This is a genomic window from Serratia sp. BNK-12 (assembly GCF_047456085.1).
GTDB lineage: Bacteria > Pseudomonadota > Gammaproteobacteria > Enterobacterales > Enterobacteriaceae > Serratia > Serratia liquefaciens.
Map to the genome: position 1 here is coordinate 2,401,550 of NZ_CP179896.1, position 22,631 is coordinate 2,424,180.

A 22,631-nucleotide genomic window follows, 5' to 3' on the forward strand; every position below is an offset into this window, starting at 1 on the left:
GGTTCACTCCTTGGGAGGATTCGGTTCCGGTTGCAGCAGCGCTATTTCCAGCGCGTCCAGCCGCTCAGTCCAGAAATGCTCGTAGGTTTGCAGCCATTGCATGGCCTGCGCCATAGGCTCGGGTTCAAGCCGGCAGATATGGTTTCTTCCCTGCACGGTACGCTGCACCAGCCCAGCAAGCTCCAGTGCTTTGATATGCTTGGAAGCGCCGGCAAACGACATCTGCAACGGCGCGGCCAGTTCGCCAATGCTGTGCTCGCCACCGGCCAACGACCGCAATATTGCGCGGCGTGTCGGATCGGAGAGCGCATGGAAAATGGCGTCCAGCTGTGAGGAAGATAATTTAACCATATGGTTGAATATAGAACAGGTGGGCTAATATTCAACCAGTTTGTTGAATATTTTTTCTGGCTCCGACAAACAGGCCGGAGCCATGGGATCAGGCGTGAGTTTGCGCCAATATGGCATTGAGCAACACGTTGGCACCGGCGGTCGACCACGCCGGGGAGATGTTTTCCAGTTCGTTGTGGCTGATGCCGTCCACGCAGGGGATAAATATCATCGCCGTAGGGGCTACCCGGTTCAGGTAACAGGCGTCATGACCGGCACCGGAAACCATATCCCGGTGTGAATAGCCCAGGGTCTTGGCGGCCTGCCGCACGCTGTCGATACAAGCTGGATCAAAACGTATCGGCTGATATTGGAATATACGCTCGGCATGGGCATTTAGCCCATCGACGCCCACTTCGGCCACCGCAGCCAGCAAACGTTGTTCCATCTGCGCCAATACGGCCTCTTGCGGGTGGCGGAACTCGACGCTGAAAAACACCTTGCCCGGCACCACGTTGCGGGAGTTGGGTGTGATTTGCGCCATACCTACCGTGGCACGGGCATCCGGCATAAAGTCGTTACCGATATCATTGACCGCCTTGACCATGGCGGCGAAACCGAGCAGGGCGTCGCGCCGTCTGTCCATCGGCGTCGTACCCGCATGGGCGCTGAACCCGGTGATCTCCAGTTCATACCAGCGCTGCCCCTGTGCGGCGGTCACCACGCCAATCTCAATGTTTTCCGCTTCGAGGATCGGCCCTTGCTCAATGTGCAGCTCAAAGGCGGCGTGAATCGGCGTGTTGCCCACCGGATGCTCGCCGGCGTAGCCGATTTGCTGCAAGGCTTCGCCGATGCTGGTGCCCTGTGCATCCTGGCGCGACAGGCCGTATTCCAGCTCGAACACGCCGGCAAATACCCCAGAAGAGATCATTGCCGGCGCAAAGCGTGCGCCTTCTTCATTCGTCCAGTTAATGACTTCCACCGCACGTTCGGTTGCGATTTGTCGATCGTTCAGGGTGCGGATCACCTCCAGCCCGGCCAGCACGCCGTAAATACCGTCGAAACGGCCGCCGTTGGGCTGGGAGTCAACGTGGGAGCCGGTGACCACCGGGGCCAGATCCGGGCGAGTGCCTTCACGGCGCAGGAACATATTGCCCATGCGGTCGATACGTAGACTGCAACCGGCCTCCAGGGCCCACTCGCGCAGTTGGTTGCGCGCCATGCGGTCTTCTTCGCTCAGGGCCAGCCGGGTCACGCCGTCTTTCGGGATAGCCCCGAACTGCGCCATGTCGAGCAGGCTTTGCCACAGGCGTTCTCCGTTTACTCGATGCGTCACTTTTTTTCTCCCTGCGCTTTGGCGGCATAGCGAAAATCGCAGCAGGGCGCGCCGGACATGATGGTCTGGGTGCGCTGCAGTTCGACCTCGGGCGCGTAGCCGACGATAAACTGGCTGTCGCGCGCGCAGGACAGCAGATGGCCGATCTCACCCAGCCCCATCTGATGGTACATCTCGGCATAGCGACAGCGGGTGACGTCATAGTCAAAATGCTGCTCGTCCTGGTAGATCACCTTCACCTGCAGCGCATCGTCTTTTTCCCACAGGTACTGCAAGGCGGCGAAACTTTGCAAATCCGCGCCATTCGGCTCCTGCGCGGCGAAGTTTTTGCCGGCTTCAATGGCGGCATTTTCGATGGCTTCGCCAATCACCGCCTGTGCGCGCTCTTTGCCGATTTCGCGCACCAGGATCTGGTAGATCGGTTTGATGATTTCCGCTTCTATGCGGCGCCGTGCCAGAATACCCAACTCGTTTTTTGCATCGCTCATCGCCTTGCTCCTCATTGCTTACGGATTTTTATTGTTTTTTTGCGCCGCCCAATACGGTCTGCGGCTGCCATTTGCCGTCAACCACCCGATACAGGGTGAAGCTCGGCTGTTGCAGGTTGCCCTGCAAATCGAATGCAATGGTGCCGGTGACGCCTTGATAATGAATGGCTCGCAGCTTCGGCAGATAATCGGCCGGATCGGCGGATCCCGCCTGCTCGATGGCGGCAATCAGTACCCGGGTGGCGTCGTAGGCGAACGGCGCATGCAATTCGATATGGGTTTTATAGCGGTCGCGATAGGCCTGCTCAAAGGCTTTGCCGCCGGGCATTTGCTCCAGCGGTAAGCCAGGTTCCAGGGCCACAACGCCTTCGCCTTCTTTCTGTGCCAGCGTCAGGAAGGTCTGGCTAACGAAGCCACCGGCCCCCATCAGCGGGGTGTTCATGCCCAACTGCTTGATACGGCGCGCCAGCGGCGCTGCCTGTGAGTCGACGCCGCCGAAGAAGATCAAATCGGCGTTCTTGCTGCGCACGGTGGTCAGCACCGCGCTGAAGTCGACGGTCTTGTCGTCGACATATTCACGCGCCACCGGCTGGATACCCTGAGCCGCCAACGACTTGATGAATTCATCCGCCAGTCCTTGCCCGAACGCGGTGCGGTCGTCAATCACCGCAATGCGCTTGGCTTTTAGCTGTGTGACGGCATAGATCCCGGCGTAGTTACCGCCATCGTCGTCATGGCCCATGACGCGGAAGCTGGTATCAAACCCTTGTTGAGTATAGCCATGGCCGGTGGCGACCGGCGCAACCTGGGCAATACCGGCGTCGTGGTAAATACGCGCCGCAGGAATGCTGGTGCCGGTGTTCCAATGGCCGACCACACCGACCACGCCTTCGTCGACCAGACGTTGTGCCACGGCGACGGCGGTGCGCGGATCGGATTGATCGTCTTCGGACAACAATTTAAAGGTGACCGCTTTACCGTTTAGCGTGGGTTTCTGGGCGTTGGCATCGGCGATCGCCAACTGAGCGCCGTTTTCCAAATCTTTGCCAATACGGGCGGAAGGGCCGGTTAAAGGACCGGCCAGGCCGATCAGAATGGTTTCATCGGCCAGCGCCGACGAGGCGGCACCCAGGCTGACCAGAATTGCGGCGGCCAACGCCAACGGCTTGAAGCGAGTTATGTTGTGCATGTAAAACTCCCGGTGTGGTTAAAAGTAAAAACGTTTATTCGCCCAAATAGGCTTGTTTGATTTTTTCATCGTCCAGCAGGTCGGCAGAGCGGCCGCTATGGTTCAGATTGCCGCTGTCCAGCACATAAGCGCGATCGGTCGACGCCAGCGCCAGCCTGGCGTTTTGTTCAACCAACAGTAGCGTGACACCGTCACGCGACAGGCGTTTGATAACCTCAAAAATGGCCTCAACCACGATAGGCGCCAAGCCCATAGAAGGCTCATCCAGTATGAGCAGGCGCGGGCGGCTCAGCAGCGCACGACCGATCGCCACCATCTGCTGCTCACCCCCGGAAAGTAATCCGGCCTGTTGGCGCAGCCGTTCGCGCAAGCGAGGGAAAAGCGCGCAAACCAGCTCCAAATCCTGTCGAACCGCCGGTTTGTCAGAGCGTGAATAAGCGCCAAGCTGCAGATTCTCCAATACCGTCATGCGAGCGAAAATCCCGCGGCCTTCAGGCACCATCACCAGCCCCTGCTGCAGCAAGCGATGCGGGGGTACGCCACGAATGGAAAGGCCGTCGAACAGGATTTCTCCTTCAAACGGCTGCAGGCCGGTCAGAGCGCGCAGGCTGGAGGTCTTGCCCGCGCCGTTGGCGCCGATTAACGTCACCTGTTCGCCGCTGTTCACCGTAAAATCAATGCCTTTCACCGCATGAATCCCGCCGTAAGACACTTTTAAATTTTTAACGCTGAGTAAGGGCTCAGACATGGGCAGCGCCTCCCAGATAAGCGCGGATCACCGCAGGCTCACGCCTTACCTGTGCCGGTTCGCCTTCGGCGATGACTTTGCCGTAGTCGAGCACAGTCATGCGGTCGCACAGCCCCATCACCAGCTTGACGTCATGCTCGATCAGCAACAGCGTTTTGCCACTGTCTCGAATGCGTAGCAGCAGATCGCGCAGTGCCACTTTTTCGGCCGCGTTCATCCCGGCGGCGGGTTCATCCAACGCCAACAATTTGGGCTCGGTCGCCAATGCCCGGGCGATTTCCAGCCGGCGCTGGTGGCCATAGGAAAGATCGCCGGCACGATAATGCGCGAACTGACTGATGCCGACGTAGTCGAGCAGCGCGTGGGATTTTTCCCGCGTGGCCTGTTCTTCCTGTCGGGCGCGCCGATGGCGTGAAATCGCTGCCCACAGGCCGTTGCGGGTGCGCAAGTGGCAGCCGACCATCACGTTTTCCAGCACGCTCATCTCATTGAACAGGCGCAGGTTCTGGAAGGTGCGGGCGATACCGGCCTGGGCCACCTTATCGATAGCCTGCGGCTTGTAGCGTTGATCATGCAGGCGGAATTCGCCGCTGTCGGCGCGGTACAAACCGGTGATCAGGTTGAAGCAGGTGGTTTTGCCGGCACCGTTGGGGCCAATCAGGCCGTAAATCTCTCCCTGACGGATGCTGATACTGACATTGTCCACCGCGGTTAATCCGCCAAAGCGTTTACTGACGTGACTGAGCGTGAGAAGCGGCGTCATAAAGTGGCCCCCTGTGGATGACGTGCGGGCCACAGGCCTGCCGGGCGATACAGCATCACCAGAATCAACGCCAGCCCGTAGAACAGCTGACGGATGATTTCCGGATCGATCCACACCTGGCCGAACAGGGCCTGTTGCAGCGGCCCCATGGTGCTGCGCAGCAGTTCAGGCAAGGCGGCCAGCAACAAGGCGCCGAGGATCACCCCGGGGATATGGCCCATGCCGCCCAATACCACCATCGCCAGTACCGCGATGGATTCTTGCAGCGTAAAGGACTCCGGTGAGACAAATCCTTGAAATGCTGCGAATAAAGCGCCGGCGATGCCGCCAAAAGTGGCGCCGATGGCGAATGCCAACAGCTTGAAATTACGCGTATTGATGCCCATCGCCCGTGCCGCGTCTTCATCTTCGCGGATGGCGGTCCAGGCCCGACCCACCCGTGAATGTTGCAGGCGAAGACAGATAAACAGGATCAGCAGCAGCAGGGCGGCGAACAGGTAGTAATAGAGGTACAGTGACGAAAAGCGGAAACCGAACCACTGATGCATGCCCGAAAACTTCAGGCCAAACAGTGAAACCGGATCGATGCCGGAGATCCCTTTGGGGCCGTTGGTGATGTTCAGCGGCCGGTCCAGATTGCGCATCAGAATGCGGACGATCTCGCCGAAGCCCAAGGTGACGATCGCCAAATAGTCTCCACGCAGTCGCAGCGTCGGTGCGCCCAGCAGAATGCCGCACAACGCTGCCAATACTGCCGCCAGCGGGATCAGCAGCAGGATAGACAAATGCAGCCCATCGGGGAACCACTGCAACAGTATTGGAAACTGCTCGGTCAGGTGGGGTGACGACAGCAGAGCGGTCAGGTAGGCGCCTACCGCGTAAAAAGCGATAAACCCCATGTCCAGCAAGCCGGTTAGGCCAACCACGATGTTCAGCCCTAACGCCAGCATCAGGTAGAGCAAGGCAAAATCAATCACCCGCACCCAGTAGTTACCACCGGCGGCACCGGCTACCCAGGGGGCAAGCAGCAGGCCGAGCATAAACAGCGCCACGCCGAGTTTGGCGCGGCCAGGGGAATCGGTTTGCTGTAGGTGAGTCAAAACAGTCATCTTGTATCCTCAGGCGCGGGTGGCGACGCGTTCGCCCAGCAGGCCGGATGGGCGAAATACCAATACGGCGATCAATATCAGGAAGGCGAAAACGTCCTGATAATTACTGCCGAAGGTGCCCCCGGTCAGTTCGCCGAGATAACCGGTGCCCAGCGACTCGAACAACCCCAGCAACAGGCCGCCGAGCATGGCGCCACGCAGGTTGCCGATACCGCCCAATACGGCGGCGGTGAAGGCTTTGATGCCCGGCAGGAACCCCATGGAGAAACCGGCATTGCCGTAGTTGCTGGCCATCATGATGCCCGCCACGGCCGCTAAAGCACCGCCGAGGGCGAACGTCAGAACGATGATGCGGTTGGGGTCTATGCCCATCAGGCCGGCAACCTGCGGGTTTTCCGCCGTGGCGCGCATGGCGCGGCCAAAGCGCGAGTGTTCGACCAATAGCAGCAGCCCGGCCATCACCAGCAGCGCGATAGCCAGCGTGGCAATACCGGTACCGGTGATCACTGCCGGCGCGTGGTTGGCGCTGCCAGACGTCAGGGCGATGGGGTCCATGGGCAACAGTTGCGGGAACATTAAGGGATTGCGTGACCAGATCAGCATCGCCAGCGTTTGCAGCAGCAGAGAAACGCCAATCCCGCTGATCAGCGGTGCCAGGCGCGGGGCATTGCGCAGACGGCGATAGGCCAGACGCTCAATACTCATCGATACCAGCGAGCAGACCGCCATGGCGATCAGCGCCGCCAGCAACAGCGTGACGTAAGGTGATAGCGTCGGGAAATGATGTTGTAACACACCGATGGCGGACAACGCGCTCAGCGCGCCGACCATCAGCACATCGCCGTGGGCAAAATTGATGATGCGCAGAATGCCGTACACCATGGTGTAACCCAGGGCAATCAATGCATAAATGCTGCCAAGCATCAGTCCGTTGACGGTCTGCTGTACCAGCGTATCCATAGGAGGGAGTCCCGAAAAATAATGATTCAGGAAGCTCACAGTAGAGAATTAAAAAAAATTGTAAAATACGGAAAAATAATTTCTTATACAGAAAATGTGTGTTTTTAATTGTTTGATTTATTTGTATATTAATTTTTAATCAGCGGCGATTTTTCAGCAAAATAGTCAACATATGAAAAAAACAGAACAATACAATGCGTCGTTACCCAATGATCCACCGCTGCGCGCCGTGCGGGCATTTGAGGCTATCGCGCGTTTGGGAAGCATCAGCGCCGCGGCGCTTGAGCTGGAAATATCGCCTTCGGCGGTGAGCCATCAGCTCAAAACGCTGGAGGCCTTTCTGCAAATGCCGCTGACCGAACGCCAGGGACGCCGGTTAATATTGCGCAGCGAAGGACGGGACTATTACCGTTCTATCCGCTCGGCATTTAACGTATTGCGTCAGGCAACCGAGCAGGTGCGCGAGCAGTCGGCTTCCCGGCAGGTCACCATCAGCCTGATCCCGTTGTTCGGCATGGGCTGGTTCATTCCGCGACTGCGCGGCTTTCTGCGCGAAAATCCCGAGATAGATATCAACGTGGTGTATGCCAATCATCGCAATTACCTCAGCGATGCCGCAGATATCTCGATCCGCTTTGGTGCGGGGCAATGGAGCGGCTATCGCAGTGAAAAACTGATGTCCGGCAAAATGGTGCCGGTATGCAGCCGCAGCTTTATCAAGCTGCACGGGCTGTTGGACACGCCGGAGCAACTTGCACCTTTGCCGTTGCTGCACGACGAAGAGCGCGCTACCTGGATGCAGTGGTTTCAGTCAGCTGGTGTCAAACGACCGCTGCGCAGTACCGGCCCGATGTTTGAAGACGGTCTGCTAACGTTGGCGGCGGTGCAGGCGGGCCTGGGCTGTGCGCTGATGCGTGAACCCCTGATCGAACCCTATCTCAACAGCGGCGAGCTGGTTAAGTTGTTTGATCTGGCGATTGACGATGGGCGCGATTACTACCTGTGCGTGCGGCAAGACAATGAACTGTCACCAGAAGGGTTGAACTTGCAGCGCTGGCTGCTGAAAGAGGCGGGGAACTGAAGGTTCTCACCCAATATCGGCACGCGCTAACCGCCTGAATTGACTATCCTGAATAAATCGCAATGGCTTATTCAGGAAACTTCGATGAGCACAGGGAATGAACAGGAACAGACGCCGAAAATAAGCATGCCGCTGTTGGCCGGTGGCGCACTGGGGGTAGTGTTTGGTGATATCGGTACCAGCCCGTTATACACCCTGAAAACCGTGCTCTATCTCTCGGGGGATGCGCCGTCCGCGCCGGTGATCCTGGGCCTGCTGTCGCTGATTTTCTGGACGCTGGTGATCGTCACCTCGCTGAAATACGCCATGTTTGCCATGCGCATCGATAACCGCGGTGAAGGCGGCATTATGGCGTTGATGTCGTTACTGGTCAGCAAGAAAAAGGCCCGGCCGATGGTGCTGTTTGCCGGCCTGTTCGGTGCGGCGCTGATCTACGGCGACGGGGCCATTACCCCGGCGATTTCGGTGCTGTCGGCGTTGGAAGGGCTGAACATCGTGCTGCCCGAGTCGAAACCCTATATTTTGCCTGCGGCGGTGCTGATCCTGGTGAGCTTGTTTGCCATTCAGCCGTTAGGGACCGCGCGTATCGGTAAAGTCTTTGGGCCTATCATGGCGCTGTGGTTTTTCTCTATCGCGGTGCTGGGTATTTGGGGCATCGTTCAGCATCCGGCGGTGCTGATGGCATTGAATCCGCTGTACGGCATCCACTTTCTGTTTTCCAACGGGCTGACCAGCTTTTTAGTGCTGGGTGGGGTGTTTCTCTGCGTCACCGGCGCAGAGGCGCTGTATGCCGACATGGGGCACTTTGGCAAAAAGCCGATTTGGCTGGCCTGGTTTGGTATCGTCTTCCCCAGCCTGCTGCTGAACTACGCCGGCCAGGCCGCGTTGATCCTCTCCGGCGCCGACGTCACCCAAAACATCTTTTTCCGCCTGTGCCCGCCGATGCTGCAGATCCCTCTGGTGATCCTGGCGACCTTGGCCACCATTATCGCCAGTCAGGCGATCATCAGCGGCGCCTTTTCCATGACCCGTCAGGCAATCCAACTGGGGTGGTTGCCGCGTTTGCGGGTGAAACAGACCACTGAGGAGAGCTACGGGCAAATCTATATCGGTGCCATCAACTGGTTGCTGATGGCGGTGACGGTTTTTCTGACGGTATTTTTCAAGTCTTCCGACAATCTGGCCGCGGCTTACGGCATTGCGGTTTCTCTCACCATGATCATGACCACCGGGCTTTTGTTTGTGGCCATGCGCGAAGTATGGCGTTGGGGAGCGCTCGCCAGCCTGTTGGTTGCCGGCGGCTTTTTTATCGTCGATCTCAGCTTCCTGTTGGCTAACCTCAGCAAAGTCATGCAGGGCGGTTATGTCCCGTTGCTGATGGCCACGCTGGTCTATGGCGTGATGTTAATCTGGCATCGCGGGGTGCTGGCGGCTTCCCGCACGCTGGGGGAAAAGAACCTGCCGCTGGCGGATTTTCTGGCGCATCTTGAAGAACGTAACATCCCAAGGGTGCCAGGCACGGCCATTTTTCTGACCCGAACGTTAAATGGTACACCGCCGGTGATGAGATGGCAGGTTAAACGCAACGGTTCGCTGCACGCCAATGTGCTGGCGCTGCACATCATGATTGTTAACGAACCGCGGGTGGCAAACGCCGAACGTTTGGTGATGAGGCAACAGTCGCCGGGTTTCTGGTGCGCGGTAGCCAGCTATGGCTTTATGGAACGACCCAATATTCCGCGTTTATTACAGCATGCGGAGGCGCAGAAAACCGGGCTGAACTTTGACGATGCTACCTATTACCTGGGCCATGAAAGCGTGGTGCGCCGTGAAGCCCGTGACCGATTGCCGGCCTGGCAGCGCAACATTTTTGCGCTGATGGTGCGTAACGGCATGCACGTGACGGATTATTATTATTTGCCCAGCGATCAGGTGGTGGAGATCAGCCGTCGGGTGCCGGTTTGATCCGTCTGGCTATAGGTTAAAAGCAAAGGTTATTTAGCCGTCGGAGCGCGAGGGAGTAAATTGCCGTGGCAGCGAAGGGCGCTGCTTGCTGATGAAGGGCTTATGTCATTATTCGATCTTACCGCGCTGGCCGCCGATTTGCCGCAGGCATGGCGCTCCAGCGTACTTGGGCAGGTAGGCGCGGCCAATATCAAAGTGTTGCGGATGGATCAGTGTGAGATTGCCGAAGAGGTCCACGATTATCATGAAGGATTGCTGGTGATCGCCGGGCAACTGCGGCTTGAAGTGCAGGGTGAGGAAATCACGGTTAACGCCGGGCAACTGTATCAGGCCGCCGCTGGCGTGCCGCATCGGGTGCTGGCGGGCAGCCAGGGCACCCTGGTGATTTTTGATTTGCCGGAGTGATCAATCCAGCGTGGCGAGCGCAATTTTGACCGCCGCTTCCAATCTTGCCTGGCTAACGCCATCGCGCGCCTGAATCGACAATCCGTGCAGGAAGGCGGCAAAATAGTCGCCAAGAGCATCGGCATCGGTATCGGGCGGCAGTTCACCGCTGGCGACGGCGGCGTGCAGGCGATCAATAATGCCTTGGGTGCGAAGCAGACGATGTTCCGCCAGCCAGGCTTTGATCCCGCTGTTTTCGTCGCTGACGCTGGCGGCAGAGGAAACCACCATACACCCCTGCGGCAGGTCTGCGCGGCTGTAGAGCGCCACTGCATCGTCCAGCATGCGTTTTATCGCCAGGCGCACGCTGCTTTCTTCACTGAATGCGCGATCGGCAAATCCGCCTTCATGGCTTTCGTAACTTTCGATGGCTTCACGAAACAGCAACTCTTTCGAGCCGAACGCCTTGTAGATACGGGCGGAAGCGATGCCCAGCTCGGTCACCAAATCCGACATCGAGGTGCCTTCGTACCCCTGACGCCAAAATAAATCTCGTGCTTTCAGTAACGCCTGCTCACGGTCGAATTCGCGCGGTCTGCCTGCCATTAATCAATTCCTGTTGCCTGTCCCTCAGCGAAACAGGATCGCTTAAATCTATTGTAATACCAACGAGTTTTTAAAATTCGCTTGCTGAGAGATTCGTTTAAGCCTATTGTTTGTCAATCGACAAATAATAGGAGTTTACGATGAAAACCCTGAAAGGTCCAAGCCTGCATCTCGCCCAATTCAGTGACGACGCAGCCCCATTCAACAGCTTGCCGGCTATCGCTCAATGGGCGGCAGAAACCGGTTTTAAAGCCCTGCAGATCCCCGCCTGGGACAGCCGACTGTTTGATCTGGCCACCGCGGCGGAAAGCCAGACTTATTGTGACGAACTGATCGGCATGCTGGCGGAGCAGGGACTGGTAGTCAGCGAACTGACCACCCACATTTTCGGTCAGCTGATGGCGGTGCATCCGGCTTATGACGCATTGTGCGACAGCTTTGCGCCACCGGCATTGCATGGCAACCCGCAGGCGCGCAGCGAGTGGGCGCACCAGCAACTGCTGCTGGCGGCCAAAGCCTCAGCGCGACTGGGCCTGACCGAAATGGGCACCTTTTCCGGTTCGCTGGCCTGGCCTTATCTATTCCCGTTCCCGCAGCGCCCGGCGGGGCTTATCGAAACCGCGTTTGATGAGTTGGCCAAACGCTGGCTGCCGGTGCTCAACGCCTGCGATGAACAGGGGGTGAACCTGTGTTATGAAATCCACCCCAGTGAAGACCTGCACGACGGCGTGACCTTTGAAATGTTCCATCAGCGTGTTGGCGGACACCCGCGCTGCCAAATACTGTTCGATCCGAGCCACTTCGTGCTGCAACAGCTGAACTATCTGGATTACATCGATATTTATAAGGATTTCATTCGCATGTTCCACGTCAAGGATGCCGAATTCAATCCGACCGGGCGGCAGGGCATTTACGGCGGTTATCAGTCATGGACCGAGCGCGCCGGACGTTTCCGCTCATTGGGCGATGGCCAGGTGGATTTCAAGGGCATCTTCTCCCGGCTGACGCAGCACGGTTACGAGGGTTGGGCCACGCTGGAGTGGGAGTGCTGCCTGAAGCATCCACAGGATGGGGCCCGCGAAGGTGCCGCCTTTATTCGTGAACACATCATCAACGTGACCGACAAGGTGTTTGATGACTTCGCCGGTGCGCCGGTTGATCAACAGCAAATCAATACCTTGCTCGGCCTGCGCTGAGCCCCGCAATTCCACGACGGAGAACATCAATGACACTGCAAAATCACGGGTCCATGACCAATGGAGCTGAGCCGGAACACGTCTATGCGCGGGTAAAGGGTAACCGCATCCACTGCGTCACGCTGGGCGAAGGGCAGCCGGTATTGCTTATCCCTGGCTGGCCGCAGACCTGGTTTACCTGGCGTCATGTCATGCAAGCGCTGGCGGCGGCCGGTTTTAAAGCGATAGCGGTAGACCCGCCGGGCATCGGCGATTCGGACAAGCCGATCGGGGGATATGACACCGGCAGCGTTGCCGCGACGCTGCACCAGACCATGCTGCAACTGGGGCATGAACGTTACCAACTGATCGGCCATGACATCGGCATGTGGGTTGGCTATGCAATGGCGAGCGACTTTCCGCAGGCGGTGACGGGGCTGGTGCTGACGGAAGCGGTTATTCCCGGCCTGGCACCGGCACCACCGATTTTTGTCCCGGCAGATCAAAATATTTTCCTGTGGCACTTCATGTTCAACCAACTGGCGGATCTGCCGGAGACGTTGACGCTGGGCCGTGAGAGGGAGTATCTCAGCTATATCTTTAACCGCTGGTCCTATCGTCGGGATCGGGTGGCGGCAGAAACCTATATTGCCGCCTATTCAGCACCGGGAAGCCTGCGCGCCGGTTTTGACTACTACCGCGCCATTCCGGAAACCATCCGCCAAAACCAGCGGCGGGCAGAGACCCGGCTAACCATGCCGGTGATGACCATTGGTGCAGAACATGCTACTGGCGACGCGCCATTCGTCACGCTGTGTGACAACGCGGTGGATCTGCGAGGAGAAACCGTGGCCGGCTGTGGCCATTTCATCACCGAAGAGTGTCACGAGGAATTTATCGCGTTGGTGATCCCCTTCCTGTCAGGGAGCCAGAACCATGCCGCTTGATCCTCAGATTGCTCGTTTTCTGGCGGAGGCTGCGCAGGCACCAGCGCCTGCATCGCTCAGTGAGATGCGGGAGGTCGCCCAGGCCGGCTTGTTGGCGCTGCAGGGGGAAGCCGAAGCCAGTGGTGGCGTCCGTGATGGTTGGGTGACCGCTGACGACGGGCGGGCTATCGCCATTCGTGCCTATACGCCGGGAGGAGCGACGCCGAGTGAGCCTCTGCCTGCGATGCTGTATGCCCACGGCGGCGGCTGGTGTCTGGGATCGCTGGCGCTGTATGACCGGCCTTGTCAGGCACTGGCCAATGCCACCGGGCGCGTGATCCTGTCGGTTGATTACCGGTTGGCACCTGAGTATCCCTATCCACGGCCGCTTGAGGACGTGTATCAGGCCCTGTGCGGCGTGGTGGAAAGGGCCGATGAGTGGGGCGTTGACGTTGCCCGCATGGCGGTAGGCGGCGACAGCGCAGGCGGCAACCTGGCCGCGGCGGTGGCGTTATTGGCCCGAGACCGCAAGGGGCCGCAGATTGAGCATCAGCTGTTGCTGTATCCGGCATTGAGTCGTGCTATGGATACCGCAAGCTATGAGGAGTACGCGCAAGGGTATTATTTGACGCGGGAAGTGATGGCGTTTTGCTGGAACACCTATCTGGGCGAAGCGGACAAGCCGCAGGATCCTTACGCAGAGCCACTGCATGCCCCAATGTTAAAGCGGTTACCCCCGGCGACCATTCTCAGCTGCGAATACGATCCGTTGCGTGATGAAGCCGAGCTTTATGCCAAGCGGTTACAGGAGGCGGGCGTAGCGGTGCGTTGCGAGCGGCTGCCGGGCATGGTGCATGCCTGCATTCACATGCTGGGCTTGACCCCGGCGGCGCGGGTGTTGTTCGACAAGGTTGGCTGATAAAAAATGCCCCGTATGAATGATACGGGGCATATGTACCGGCCTGAGTGGCTTAACGGCCGGCGACGGTGACGAAGCGGGTTTCCAGATAGGATTCGATCGCTTCGCTGCCGCCTTCGGTACCGTGGCCGGAGTCTTTCACCCCGCCAAACGGCGTTTCTGGCAGGCCAAAACCGATATGGTTAATGCTGAGCATGCCGCTTTCCACATCGCGTCCCAGCGCCGTCACCGTGGCGATGCTGCGGCTGTAGGCGTAAGCCGCCAGACCGTATGGCAGGCGGTTAGCCTCGGCAATGGCTTCCTCATAAGTGGTGAACGGACGCAGCAGGGCTACCGGACCAAAAGGTTCTTCAGACATCGCGCGCGCACTCAACGGCACGTCACGTAATACCGTCGGTTCGAAGAAATTGCCGACGCCCGCCACCCGGTGACCGCCGGTCGTGGCTTTAGCACCCTGGGCAATCGCATCCTTCACAAAGGCATCAATGGCTTCTACGCTGCGTTGCAGAACCATCGGGCCCATGGTGACGCCTTCCTCCAGACCATTGCCCAGCTTGATATCACGCACCGCGGCGGTGAATTTTTCAACGAAGGCTTCATAAACGCCTTGCTGGATCAGGAAACGGGTCGGGGCGATGCAGACCTGGCCGGCGTTGCGGAATTTGGCCAACGCCAGCTCTTTGGCGGCAGCGTCGAGATCGGCATCGTCAAAAATCAACACCGGCGCGTGGCCACCCAGTTCCATGGTGGCTTTCTTCATGTGCTGGCCGGCCAGTGCCGCCAAATGTTTACCCACGCGGGTGGAGCCGGTGAACGAGATTTTGCGAATGGTTGGATGCGGGATCAGGTACTCGGAGATCTCCGCCGGAGTCCCGTATACCAGCGCGATAACGCCCGCCGGCACGCCTGCGTCGGCAAAGGCTCTGATCAGCTCCGCCGGTGAGGCCGGAGTTTCTTCCGGGCCTTTGACGATGATCGAACAGCCTGCTGCCAGCGCGGCGGACAGTTTGCGTACGATCTGATTAATCGGGAAGTTCCACGGGGTAAAGGCGGCAACCGGCCCAACCGGCAGCTTGAGGGTTTGCTGCTGCACATCGCGACTGCGGGACGGAATAATCTGGCCGTAGGTGCGGCTGGCTTCGCCGGCAAACCAGTCGATCACATCCGCCGAATTGAGAATTTCAACCTTGGCCTGCGCCACTGGTTTGCCTTGTTCCTGACTCATGATGGCGGCGATCTTCTCGGCACGCTCACGCAACAATGCTGCGGCCTTGCGCATCAGGTTTGCACGCTGATAGGCGGAGGTGTCGCGCCAGACTTTAAAACCGCGTTCGGTTGCGTCCAGTGCCAGATCAAGATCGGCTGCGGCGGCATGCGCCACGCTGCCAATCACCTCATCGGTCGCGGGGTTGGTGACCGGCGTGGTTTTGCCGGCGACTGCGTTACGCCATTGTCCGTCGATATAGAGTTGAGTATCTGGATACATTGTTGCCTCTTACTTTCAAGGGGTTAAAAACGGGGTTCCCGTTCTGCGGCGGGATAATCAAGACGCCGGTGCCGGCTTGCTGACGCCGGGCGCTGAGTAAAATACCCTACGCTGAATGAGTACCAGCGTCCAGAGAACCGCGTTACGCACTACTCAAAACCTGCCGCGTTGACTATCATATCGGCACCAGCGAAATTGAAGCAGGGTGGCAAGGTGCAGGGTGTTCCACAACAGTTTCCCTTTGAAAAAGACAGCGCGCAGTTTCGGCATTTGCCGCAGGTGCCGGGCGTTGAGCTTTATCACGCCCATATAGAGCGCTATGTTTTTGAGCCGCACACGCACAATGCCTTCGCCATTGGCACCGTCGATTTTGGCGCTGAACGTTTCCGCTACCGTGGCGCGCAACATTTGGCGGCGCCGGGTTCGTTGGTATTGATGAACCCGGACGAGTTGCACACCGGCGAGGCGGAAACCGCCGGCGGCTGGAATTATCGGATGCTGTATCTGGAGCCGGACACGCTGGAATTGCTGTCGGGTGAGCAGGGGTTCTGGTTTACCGAAGCGGTACGCGAGGATCCATTGGCGGCGCAGCGATTGTCCGCCACCCTGGCCGCGCTGTGGCAAGCCAAAGATCCCTTGACCATCGACGACTTGCTGATGCAGGTCATCGGCATTTTCCGCCCACACATTCAGGCGGCACGCCCGTTGAAGGCAGAGGCGGCGCACCGTTTCGATATCGTCAAAAGCTACCTGCACGATAACTTTGCCTCTGTCATTACGCTGGAGCAGTTAGCGGCGCTGGTTTCGCTCAGCCCATATCATTTTCTGCGTAAATTCAAAGCCCAATATCACGTATCCCCCCAACAGATGCTGATGGCGATCCGTCTGTCACAGGCCAAACTGATGCTGGGGCGCGGTATGCCCGCGGCCCAGGTGGCGGCAGCGGCGGGGTTGACCGATCAGGCGCATTTGACGCGCGCCTTTGCCAATCGTTACGGTGTCACGCCAGTGCGCTACCAGAAACAGGTCACCAACCGCTAAAACAGCAACCTGCTACAATATTTTCCCGCCCGAGTTCGTTAGGCTGACCCCCAAGAATTAATCACGGGTTCGCATTGCCGTTCCCGGTTGTTGATGGAGTCATTATGTTTGTCGGCGTGTTATTTGCCTTGTCTGCCGGACTGATGTGGGGGCTGATTTTTGTCGGCCCGGTGTTAATCCCTGAATACCCGGCGGCACTGCAGTCGACCGGGCGTTATCTGGCCTTTGGGCTGATTGCCTTGCCGTTGGCGTGGTTTGATCGTCATCGTCTGAAAAAGTTACATCGTCACGATTGGCTGGAGGCGTTAAAGCTGACGGCGATTGGCAACCTGCTGTATTACCTGTGCCTGGCGAGTGCCATTCAACGTACTGGCGCACCGGTTTCTACCATGATTATCGGTACGCTGCCGGTGGTCATTTCGGTGACCGCCAACCTGTTTTACAGCCAGCACGATGGCCGACTTTCCTGGCGTAAACTGACGCCGGCGCTGGTGCTGATTGCCTGCGGTCTGGCATTGGTCAACGTTGCCGAACTGCAGGGCAATACGGCCCCGGTTGACGTCTGGCGTTATACCAGCGGCTTGGGCCTGGCGGTGTTGGCGGTGGCGTGCTGGACCTGGTTCCCATTGCGTAATGCCCGCTGGCTGCGGGAGAACCCGGGGCAAAGGTCCGCGACCTGGGCAACGGCTCAGGGGCTGGTGACGCTGCCGCTGGCACTGATCGGTTACGTGGTGGTTTGCGGTCAATTGGCTTTTACCCAGCCGGAGTTTGCGTTGCCTTTCGGACCCAGGCCTGAAGTATTTGTCCCGTTAATGATTGCCATTGGCATGTTGTGTTCGTGGATTGGCGCATTGTGCTGGAATGAGGCGAGTCAGCGCCTGCCGACGGTGTTGGTCGGGCCGCTGATCGTCTTCGAAATTCTGGCGGGGTTGGCTTACACCTTTATGCTGCGCCAGGCCTGGCCACCGCTGCTGACGTTGGGCGGTATTGCCTGCCTGATCGTGGGAGTGGTGTCTGCGATGCGGATTAAGCCGCAGCCGGTGGTGGTCAGTATTGGGGCCAAGGAGTAACGCCTGCCGCAGAGCGCGGCAGGCGGTAAGTTTACTTTTTGCTGTGGTGAATGATCTCTTCGGCCACGTTGCGCGGGGCTTCGGCGTAGTGGCTGAACTCCATGGTGTAGGTGGCGCGCCCCTGCGACATCGAGCGCAAGGTGGTGGAATAGCCAAACATCTCCGACAGCGGCACCTTGGCATGAATCTCCTTGCCGCCGCCGCCCGGAATATCTTCCATCCCTTGCACCAGTCCGCGCCGTGACGACAGATCGCCCATCACGCTGCCGGCGTAATCTTCCGGCGTTTCTACCTCTACCGACATAATGGGTTCGAGGATCACCGGATCCGCCTGACGGCAGGCCTCTTTAAAACCGAAGATGGCCGCCATGCGGAACGCCTGCTCCGAGGAGTCGACGTCGTGGTAAGAGCCAAAGGTCAGGTGCACTTTGACATCGACCACCTGATAGCCAGCCAGCACGCCGTTATTCAAGGCTTCCAGCACGCCTTTTCTCACCGCCGGGATAAATTCGCCCGGGATCACGCCGCCTTTGATTTCATCGAAAAATTCAAAGCCCTTGCCCGGCTCATTGGGTTCCACCGTCAATACCACGTGGCCGTACTGGCCTTTACCGCCGGACTGGCGCACGAACTTGCCTTCCACGTCGGTCACGCGCTTGCGGATAGTTTCGCGGTAGGACACCTGCGGTTTGCCGGTGGTGGTCGCCACGCCAAATTCACGCCGCATGCGGTCGACGATAATTTCCAAATGCAGTTCGCCCATGCCGTAAATAATGGTCTGGCCCGACTCTTCGTCGGTACGCACGCGAAATGATGGATCCTCTGAGGAAAGGCGTTGCAGCGCGATGCCCATCTTCTCCTGATCGGCTTTGGTTTTCGGCTCAATCGCCTGAGCGATGACCGGTTCCGGGAACACCATTTTCTCCAGCGTGATAATCGCGTTGGGATCGCACAGGGTGTCGCCGGTGGTAACATCTTTTAGCCCCACGCAGGCGGCGATGTCACCGGCGTGCAGCTCTTCGACATCTTTACGATCGTTGGCGTGCATTTGCACGATGCGGCCAATACGTTCTTTCTTCCCCTTCACCGGATTGTATACGCTGCTGCCTTTGGCCAATACGCCGGAATACACTCGCACAAAGGTCAATTGGCCGACGAAGGGATCGGTCATCAGCTTGAATGCCAGCGCCGAGAACTTTTCATCGTCAGACGCGCGGCGGATCACGATATTGTCGCGCTCGTCGTGGCCTTCCATCGGTGGAACGTCAAGCGGCGAGGGCATCAGTTCAATCACCGCGTCCAGCATGCGTTGCACCCCTTTGTTGCGGAATGCGGAACCGCACAGCATCGGCTGAATTTCGCCGGCCACGGTGCGCAGGCGCAGGCCGCGAACGATCTCTTCTTCGCTTAGCGGTACCTGATTAAGGTACTTGTCCATCAGCTCTTCCGAGCCTTCGGCAGCAGCTTCGACCATTTTATCCCGCCATTCCTGTGCCGATTCACGCAGTTCCGCCGGGATCTCTTCAAAGCTGAAACTCATCCCCTGGGTTGCTTCGTCCCACAGGATTGCTTTCATGGTTACCAAGTCCACCACGCCGGTGAAGTGGTCTTCAGCACCAATGGGTATGACGATCGGTACCGGATTGGCCTTAAGGCGCTCGATCATCATTTTGCGCACGCGGAAAAAGTCAGCGCCCACGCGGTCCATTTTGTTGACGAACGCCAGCCGCGGCACCTTGTATTTATTGGCCTGGCGCCAGACGGTTTCCGACTGCGGCTGTACGCCACCCACCGAGTCGTAGACCATGACCGCGCCATCGAGCACGCGCATCGAACGTTCGACCTCAATGGTAAAGTCTACGTGCCCGGGGGTGTCGATAATATTGATGCGGTGCTGCGGATAATTATGCTGCATGCCGTTCCAGAAACAGGTCGTCGCCGCCGAAGTAATGGTAATGCCGCGTTCCTGCTCCTGCGCCATCCAGTCCATGGTGGCGGCGCCGTCGTGCACTTCGCCCAGCTTGTGACTGACCCCGGTGTAAAACAGAATCCGCTCGGTGGTGGTGGTTTTGCCGGCATCGATATGCGCCGAGATGCCGATATTGCGGTAGCGTTCGAGGGGGGTAGTACGTGACATAATTAACCTTTCTTAGCCGCATCAAAGAAGGGCGGCTTTAAGCAGCATGAATAATTATGATAATCCTCTGTGGGTTATCTCCGGACGGGTGAATGCTTGCACCGGCCACAAACTAATCGTAGTTGATGAAAGGGTTTTTACTCAACGATGGCTGCGATAGGTTTTATCGTTAAGCGAGTTGAGTGAGACGCCAGGGTACTGCAACGCGAAGGCCAGGTTCGGGGGATACCGATGCCTGTTCTGCAGGCACCGGTTTGACTGAGATGCAGGTATTACCCGGCAAAAATATGTGCCTGACCGATGATATTCAGATTGACCAGAGTACCGGCGCGAAGGCCTTCGCGGCTGACGGTTTTAAGCTCAATCGTGGCGTCGTTGTTGGCCATACGCAAATTCAGGGTGGAGACAAAACCGGCGAAATCGATGTGGGTCACTACCGCCTGGCTGGAGTGTTGCGACTCGGACTGACTGATTTGGATTTGCTCCGGCCGCAGCATGATGCGGGCAGGCCCACGGCGGCTACAGTCGTCCACGGCAATCCGCCCCAACGCGCACTGGGCCCAACCCTGTTCCAGATCGGCGGAGAGCACCAGCGTCTCACCTAAAAATGTGGCGGTGGGTTCGTCGACCGGCCGTAGATAAAGATCCTGCGGCGGCCCAACCTGTGCCAGACGGCCATTGCGCATCACCGCCACCTGATCGGCAAACGACAACGCTTCAGTCTGATCGTGGGTCACCAAAATAGACGCCACTTTGGCTTCGGCCAGCAGCTCTGCCACCGCTTTGCGGGTCGCGGCACGCAAGCCGGTATCCAGCGCGGAGAAGGGTTCATCCAGCAACATCAATTTCGGCTGCTGGGAGAGTGCCCGGGCCAACGCCACGCGTTGCTGTTGCCCACCAGAAAGTTCGTGGGGCCACAGTGCACCCAGGCGACGATCCAGCGCCACCATGTCCATCAGCGCATCTATACGCAGTTGCTTGTCGCGCTTGCTGCCCTTCAGGCCAAAACCGATATTGCCGGCCACGGTGAAGTGCGGAAACAGCGCGCCATCTTGCGGGACAAAACCAATGCCCCGCAGGTGCGCTGGCACCCAGCCGCTGCCATTGTCCATCGAATGGCCCTGCAACATCACCCGACCGCTGTCCGGTATTTCGAAGCCGGCGATGATGCGCAGCAGGGTAGTTTTCCCCGAGCCGGAAGGGCCGACAATCGCGGTGCGGCTTCCCGGGGCAACCTGCAAATCAACATGCTCCAGCACCTTGATCGCGTTATAGGACTTACCGATGCCTTGTAGTTCAAGCGTGCTCATAATCCCGCCGTGCGTTTGGATTGAGAATAAAGAAGCCAGGTCAGTGGCAGTGATAACACCACCATAATCAGCGCGTAAGGGGCCGCCGCCACATAGTCGATCTCGCTGGTCAGCGCCCAGAAAGCGGTAGCTAACGTGCGGGTGCCGTTGGGGGCCAGCAGCAGGGTGGCAGTCAATTCGTTGGAGATGGCCAGAAACACCAGTGCCGCACCGGCGGCCGCGCCGGGAGCCGCCAGTCGCAGCGTGGTGCTCCACAGCGCCTGCGCCGGGGATCGGCCGAGACTGCGCGCCACATTTTCCAACTCTACCGGTGCCTGAGCGATGCCCGCACGCAGGTTGATCAAGGCTCGCGGCATAAACATCAGTAAATAGGCCAGCAGCAGGGTAATTTCGGTTTGATAAATTGGGCGGAAGCTGTGAATGGTGATGGTGACCAACGCCAACGCCACGACGATACCGGGCAGCGAGCTGGTGACATAATTGCAGCCTTCCAAAATCCGATACAGTCGTGCCGGATAGCGTACCGAAAGCCAGGCCATTGGGATGGCGCATAAGGTGATCAACAGCGCTCCGCTGGCCGCCAGCGACAGCGTTTGCAGCAGGGCTGGCAGCAGTTCGGTATTGCGCCAGACCTCAAATCCACCCAAGGTCAGCCAGCGGGCCAGCGTGATAAAGGGCACGCCCAGCGCCAGCGCGGTGAGTACCAAGGGCAGTAGCAGGCCGAACAGGGTAGCGGCAGGCCCAAGACGGTAAGCGTTCTGGCTGCGGGCGCTGCCGGAACCGACGCGAGCATAGCGCGCTCGGCCTCGACTGCCGGCTTCCAGCAGCAACAGCACCAGGCAGCAAAGCACCAGTACCCCGGCCAGCATATTGGCCGCCGGGCCGTTAAAAGTGGACTGGAACTGATCGAAAATGGCGGTGGTGAAGGTATCAAAGCGGATCATCGCATACAGGCCGTATTCCGCCAGCAAATGCAAAGCGATCAACAGTGAACCGCCCCAAATCGCCAATTTCAGCTGGGGCAATACCACGCGGAAAAACACCGCCAGCGGGCGGGTGCCCAGCGAAGTGGCGACGTCTTCAATACCGGGATCAAGCCGGCGCAGTACTGCGGCCGCCGGCAAGTAAATAAACGGGAAGTAGGCAATGACCGAAATAAAGACCCCTGCGCCCAAGCCATGCATCGAAGGTACCAGGCTTATCCAGGCGTAGCTTTGCACAAAGGCGGGCACCGCCAGCGGTGCGGTTGCTAACAATGACCAGATGCGACGTCCGGGCAAGGTGGTACGCTCGGTCAACCAGGCCAATGCCACCCCAAGAACGGCACAAATAGGCAGTGTGAAGACCACCAGCAACAGAGTATTAAGCAGCAGGTCGGCCACCCGGGGGCGAAAAACCAGAGCTTTCACCGTCGGCCAACCGGTTTCAAACGCCACGCTAATGACAAACCCCAACGGCAACAGTGCCAGCAGGGAGAGTAAAATGGCGACCGCCACGATAAACAGCCCCGGCCGCTGATGGCGTCGGGCTGAAGCGTAACGTGGCGCTGCACCGGCAGCGTTGAAACCTATATTCGACATAGGGCTAAAAGCTCTCTTTACGGACAAG

The 22,631-nt window shown here is 58.5% G+C and carries 21 protein-coding genes; 8 read left to right on the plus strand and 13 right to left on the minus strand.

What is annotated here, in order from left to right:
- Positions 1–3: 3 nt before the first annotated feature.
- From ACMGG1_RS11065 to ACMGG1_RS11100, 8 genes are all read right to left on the minus strand, one after another.
- The gene (locus ACMGG1_RS11065) at positions 4–351 is read right to left on the minus strand and encodes an ArsR/SmtB family transcription factor (RefSeq protein WP_020827025.1); all 348 of its coding nucleotides are present in this window, start codon (positions 349–351) and stop codon (positions 4–6) included.
- Between the two features lie 88 nt (positions 352–439).
- Positions 440–1,666, minus strand: a complete 1,227-nt coding sequence (locus ACMGG1_RS11070; RefSeq protein ID WP_142815151.1) for a Zn-dependent hydrolase — start codon at positions 1,664–1,666, stop codon at positions 440–442.
- Positions 1,663–2,154 carry an L-2-amino-thiazoline-4-carboxylic acid hydrolase gene (locus ACMGG1_RS11075; RefSeq protein ID WP_020827023.1) on the minus strand — a complete coding sequence of 164 codons (492 nt, stop codon included), beginning with the start codon at positions 2,152–2,154 and terminating at the stop codon, positions 1,663–1,665. Before ACMGG1_RS11075 ends, ACMGG1_RS11070 begins: the two co-directional genes overlap by 4 nt.
- Before the next feature lie 28 nt (positions 2,155–2,182).
- A complete protein-coding gene (locus tag ACMGG1_RS11080; RefSeq protein WP_176983528.1) occupies positions 2,183–3,343 on the minus strand; it encodes a branched-chain amino acid ABC transporter substrate-binding protein in 1,161 nt (386 codons plus the stop codon).
- A 34-nt stretch (positions 3,344–3,377) separates the two neighbouring features.
- Entirely contained in the window at positions 3,378–4,091 is a 714-nt protein-coding gene (locus ACMGG1_RS11085; RefSeq protein WP_128865217.1) for an ABC transporter ATP-binding protein, read from the minus strand.
- Positions 4,084–4,854 carry an ABC transporter ATP-binding protein gene (locus ACMGG1_RS11090; protein WP_020827020.1) on the minus strand — a complete coding sequence of 257 codons (771 nt, stop codon included), beginning with the start codon at positions 4,852–4,854 and terminating at the stop codon, positions 4,084–4,086. The genes ACMGG1_RS11085 and ACMGG1_RS11090 overlap by 8 nt, the downstream gene beginning before the upstream one ends.
- Complete coding sequence (locus tag ACMGG1_RS11095; RefSeq protein WP_142815152.1) at positions 4,851–5,963, minus strand: ABC transporter permease subunit; 1,113 nt, start codon at positions 5,961–5,963, stop codon at positions 4,851–4,853. Before ACMGG1_RS11095 ends, ACMGG1_RS11090 begins: the two co-directional genes overlap by 4 nt.
- Before the next feature lie 9 nt (positions 5,964–5,972).
- Positions 5,973–6,923, minus strand: coding sequence for a branched-chain amino acid ABC transporter permease (locus ACMGG1_RS11100; protein ID WP_046373461.1), 951 nt, complete (start codon positions 6,921–6,923; stop codon positions 5,973–5,975).
- A 172-nt stretch (positions 6,924–7,095) separates the two neighbouring features.
- Here ACMGG1_RS11100 and ACMGG1_RS11105 point away from each other — a divergent pair, with 172 nt between their 5' ends.
- From ACMGG1_RS11105 to ACMGG1_RS11115, 3 genes are all read left to right on the plus strand, one after another.
- Positions 7,096–8,004, plus strand: a complete 909-nt coding sequence (locus ACMGG1_RS11105) for a LysR substrate-binding domain-containing protein (RefSeq protein ID WP_116690401.1) — start codon at positions 7,096–7,098, stop codon at positions 8,002–8,004.
- Between the two features lie 84 nt (positions 8,005–8,088).
- Positions 8,089–9,969, plus strand: a complete 1,881-nt coding sequence (locus tag ACMGG1_RS11110; protein ID WP_261107212.1) for a potassium transporter Kup — start codon at positions 8,089–8,091, stop codon at positions 9,967–9,969.
- A gap of 102 nt (positions 9,970–10,071) precedes the next feature.
- Complete coding sequence (locus ACMGG1_RS11115) at positions 10,072–10,374, plus strand: cupin domain-containing protein (protein WP_414161379.1); 303 nt, start codon at positions 10,072–10,074, stop codon at positions 10,372–10,374.
- Here ACMGG1_RS11115 and ACMGG1_RS11120 read toward each other — a convergent pair whose 3' ends face one another.
- The gene (locus ACMGG1_RS11120) at positions 10,375–10,959 is read right to left on the minus strand and encodes a TetR/AcrR family transcriptional regulator (RefSeq protein WP_116690403.1); all 585 of its coding nucleotides are present in this window, start codon (positions 10,957–10,959) and stop codon (positions 10,375–10,377) included.
- Between the two features lie 140 nt (positions 10,960–11,099).
- Here ACMGG1_RS11120 and ACMGG1_RS11125 point away from each other — a divergent pair, with 140 nt between their 5' ends.
- The 3 genes from ACMGG1_RS11125 to ACMGG1_RS11135 are packed head-to-tail and all read left to right on the plus strand — an operon-like array spanning position 11,100 to position 13,979.
- Positions 11,100–12,155 carry a sugar phosphate isomerase/epimerase family protein gene (locus tag ACMGG1_RS11125; RefSeq protein ID WP_201896354.1) on the plus strand — a complete coding sequence of 352 codons (1,056 nt, stop codon included), beginning with the start codon at positions 11,100–11,102 and terminating at the stop codon, positions 12,153–12,155.
- A 29-nt stretch (positions 12,156–12,184) separates the two neighbouring features.
- The gene (locus tag ACMGG1_RS11130) at positions 12,185–13,081 is read left to right on the plus strand and encodes an alpha/beta fold hydrolase (protein WP_414161380.1); all 897 of its coding nucleotides are present in this window, start codon (positions 12,185–12,187) and stop codon (positions 13,079–13,081) included.
- The gene (locus ACMGG1_RS11135; RefSeq protein WP_130015796.1) at positions 13,071–13,979 is read left to right on the plus strand and encodes an alpha/beta hydrolase; all 909 of its coding nucleotides are present in this window, start codon (positions 13,071–13,073) and stop codon (positions 13,977–13,979) included. The genes ACMGG1_RS11130 and ACMGG1_RS11135 overlap by 11 nt, the downstream gene beginning before the upstream one ends.
- A gap of 52 nt (positions 13,980–14,031) precedes the next feature.
- On the opposite strand, the gene ACMGG1_RS11140 is transcribed toward ACMGG1_RS11135, so the two are convergent.
- Complete coding sequence (locus ACMGG1_RS11140) at positions 14,032–15,465, minus strand: NAD-dependent succinate-semialdehyde dehydrogenase (RefSeq protein WP_048758792.1); 1,434 nt, start codon at positions 15,463–15,465, stop codon at positions 14,032–14,034.
- Between the two features lie 213 nt (positions 15,466–15,678).
- Here ACMGG1_RS11140 and ACMGG1_RS11145 point away from each other — a divergent pair, with 213 nt between their 5' ends.
- Positions 15,679–16,506: an AraC family transcriptional regulator gene (locus ACMGG1_RS11145; protein ID WP_129940646.1), complete on the plus strand. Its 828-nt coding sequence runs from the start codon at positions 15,679–15,681 to the stop codon at positions 16,504–16,506.
- Positions 16,507–16,610: 104 nt separating this feature from the next.
- The gene (locus ACMGG1_RS11150; RefSeq protein ID WP_020827008.1) at positions 16,611–17,576 is read left to right on the plus strand and encodes a DMT family transporter; all 966 of its coding nucleotides are present in this window, start codon (positions 16,611–16,613) and stop codon (positions 17,574–17,576) included.
- Between the two features lie 31 nt (positions 17,577–17,607).
- Here ACMGG1_RS11150 and fusA read toward each other — a convergent pair whose 3' ends face one another.
- The 3 genes from fusA to ACMGG1_RS11165 form a co-directional block, all read right to left on the minus strand.
- A complete protein-coding gene (gene fusA / locus ACMGG1_RS11155) occupies positions 17,608–19,713 on the minus strand; it encodes an elongation factor G (RefSeq protein WP_115058760.1) in 2,106 nt (701 codons plus the stop codon).
- Positions 19,714–19,985: 272 nt separating this feature from the next.
- The gene (locus tag ACMGG1_RS11160; protein WP_046373473.1) at positions 19,986–21,023 is read right to left on the minus strand and encodes an ABC transporter ATP-binding protein; all 1,038 of its coding nucleotides are present in this window, start codon (positions 21,021–21,023) and stop codon (positions 19,986–19,988) included.
- Positions 21,020–22,603, minus strand: a complete 1,584-nt coding sequence (locus tag ACMGG1_RS11165) for an ABC transporter permease (RefSeq protein ID WP_260628672.1) — start codon at positions 22,601–22,603, stop codon at positions 21,020–21,022. Before ACMGG1_RS11165 ends, ACMGG1_RS11160 begins: the two co-directional genes overlap by 4 nt.
- Between the last annotated feature and the right edge of the window lie 28 nt (positions 22,604–22,631).

Excerpts from the sequence above, each read along its gene's own strand:
- ACMGG1_RS11065 (WP_020827025.1), bottom strand. The coding sequence starts at position 351 with ATGGTTAAATTATCTTCCTCACAGCTGGACGCCATTTTCCATGCGCTC.
- ACMGG1_RS11075 (WP_020827023.1), bottom strand. The coding sequence starts at position 2,154 with ATGAGCGATGCAAAAAACGAGTTGGGTATTCTGGCACGGCGCCGCATA.
- ACMGG1_RS11080 (WP_176983528.1), bottom strand. The coding sequence starts at position 3,343 with ATGCACAACATAACTCGCTTCAAGCCGTTGGCGTTGGCCGCCGCAATT.
- ACMGG1_RS11085 (WP_128865217.1), bottom strand. The coding sequence starts at position 4,091 with ATGTCTGAGCCCTTACTCAGCGTTAAAAATTTAAAAGTGTCTTACGGC.
- ACMGG1_RS11090 (WP_020827020.1), bottom strand. The coding sequence starts at position 4,854 with ATGACGCCGCTTCTCACGCTCAGTCACGTCAGTAAACGCTTTGGCGGA.
- ACMGG1_RS11095 (WP_142815152.1), bottom strand. The coding sequence starts at position 5,963 with ATGACTGTTTTGACTCACCTACAGCAAACCGATTCCCCTGGCCGCGCC.
- ACMGG1_RS11100 (WP_046373461.1), bottom strand. The coding sequence starts at position 6,923 with ATGGATACGCTGGTACAGCAGACCGTCAACGGACTGATGCTTGGCAGC.
- ACMGG1_RS11105 (WP_116690401.1), top strand. The coding sequence starts at position 7,096 with ATGAAAAAAACAGAACAATACAATGCGTCGTTACCCAATGATCCACCG.
- ACMGG1_RS11110 (WP_261107212.1), top strand. The coding sequence starts at position 8,089 with ATGAGCACAGGGAATGAACAGGAACAGACGCCGAAAATAAGCATGCCG.
- ACMGG1_RS11115 (WP_414161379.1), top strand. The coding sequence starts at position 10,072 with ATGTCATTATTCGATCTTACCGCGCTGGCCGCCGATTTGCCGCAGGCA.
- ACMGG1_RS11120 (WP_116690403.1), bottom strand. The coding sequence starts at position 10,959 with ATGGCAGGCAGACCGCGCGAATTCGACCGTGAGCAGGCGTTACTGAAA.
- ACMGG1_RS11125 (WP_201896354.1), top strand. The coding sequence starts at position 11,100 with ATGAAAACCCTGAAAGGTCCAAGCCTGCATCTCGCCCAATTCAGTGAC.
- ACMGG1_RS11130 (WP_414161380.1), top strand. The coding sequence starts at position 12,185 with ATGACACTGCAAAATCACGGGTCCATGACCAATGGAGCTGAGCCGGAA.
- ACMGG1_RS11135 (WP_130015796.1), top strand. The coding sequence starts at position 13,071 with ATGCCGCTTGATCCTCAGATTGCTCGTTTTCTGGCGGAGGCTGCGCAG.
- ACMGG1_RS11140 (WP_048758792.1), bottom strand. The coding sequence starts at position 15,465 with ATGTATCCAGATACTCAACTCTATATCGACGGACAATGGCGTAACGCA.
- ACMGG1_RS11150 (WP_020827008.1), top strand. The coding sequence starts at position 16,611 with ATGTTTGTCGGCGTGTTATTTGCCTTGTCTGCCGGACTGATGTGGGGG.
- fusA (WP_115058760.1), bottom strand. The coding sequence starts at position 19,713 with ATGTCACGTACTACCCCCCTCGAACGCTACCGCAATATCGGCATCTCG.
- ACMGG1_RS11160 (WP_046373473.1), bottom strand. The coding sequence starts at position 21,023 with ATGAGCACGCTTGAACTACAAGGCATCGGTAAGTCCTATAACGCGATC.
- ACMGG1_RS11165 (WP_260628672.1), bottom strand. The coding sequence starts at position 22,603 with ATGTCGAATATAGGTTTCAACGCTGCCGGTGCAGCGCCACGTTACGCT.